The following is a 1,052-nucleotide window of genomic DNA, read 5'->3' on the forward strand; positions in this document are numbered from 1 at the left end:
TTAGCATATTCTAATTCTTCCTTGCCTTCGTTTTCACTCCATTTGATTAAAGCACTAAGATTTTCTCTTGCTTTGCTTTCATTATCTTCTTTAAACTTTAGAGCTTCATGGATAAACTCATAAACACTACTAACAACTGCAATAAAAACTAATACAATAAAAACTATAATAGAAATTTTTTTTGATATTTTAAGCAATTTTTTTACCTTTAAAGTTAGTATTATTTATTATAGCATTATTAGATACAATCTTAAAATCTTCTTTTATATCATCTATAATGGTATTGCTTTGTTTTGTTTTTAAAGAAGTTTCATTGTTAAAATTTGTATTTTTTATTATAGTATCTATACTTTCTTTTGTATTGTTTTCTTGATTTGAATTTTTATTTATTTCTTTGTTTTCATTTTTATTGATTGTTTTATCTTTGTTATTTAATTCTTCATTGATAATAAAAGAGCTCATATAAGTTTGATAAGCATTTTCTAAATCTTCAAAACCAAGTTTTTTAAATTCATCAATACTTTTATAAAGTTCTTTTCTTGCTTTTAAATAAGTATCATTTAGTTTGTTTTTATGAGAGATAAAGATAGTATAAAAACTAGAGTTAAATTCTAATTCTTTTATTGTGTTTTCATCAAATAAAGCTTGCTTATCTTTATCATATAAAACATAATCTTCACAAAAATATAAAGCTTTTAATAGATAGGGTTTTGAATCGATGTTGATGTTGTTGATATTTTCTAAAGATAGTTTTTGTATATAGGCTATTTTTAAATTATTGATTGCTTGTATAGATACAAGCTTATAATTATTATATTCTTGATTAAAATAATTAAGATTTTCTAAAAATATTTTATACTCATTGATATATTCTTTTTCATTTTGTATATTATTTAAATGCTTAAGACTTTGATTGAAAATATTATTATTATAAAAATTACAAGAAAAACTATCAAAATTAAATTCTTTTAACAAATTACTATTTTTATTATCTATAGAACATAAAGGAGTAAAGGAATTTTGTATGTTTTTGTAGTAGGGGTAGAGAGAGT

Annotated in this window: 2 protein-coding genes; both read right to left on the reverse strand. The window is 20.6% G+C overall.

Annotated elements, in window-relative coordinates:
* A partial coding sequence (locus AJN60_RS07560) for a hypothetical protein (protein ID WP_186820823.1) occupies positions 1 to 197 on the reverse strand: 197 nt, incomplete at its 3' end.
* Positions 190 to 1,052: hypothetical protein (locus tag AJN60_RS07565; protein WP_186820464.1), on the reverse strand; the 863-nt coding region annotated here is incomplete at its 5' end. The genes AJN60_RS07565 and AJN60_RS07560, both read right to left, overlap by 8 nt.

Origin of the sequence: Campylobacter sp. BCW_4323, assembly GCF_001763115.1 — a bacterium.
Classification (GTDB): domain Bacteria; phylum Campylobacterota; class Campylobacteria; order Campylobacterales; family Campylobacteraceae; genus Campylobacter_D; species Campylobacter_D jejuni.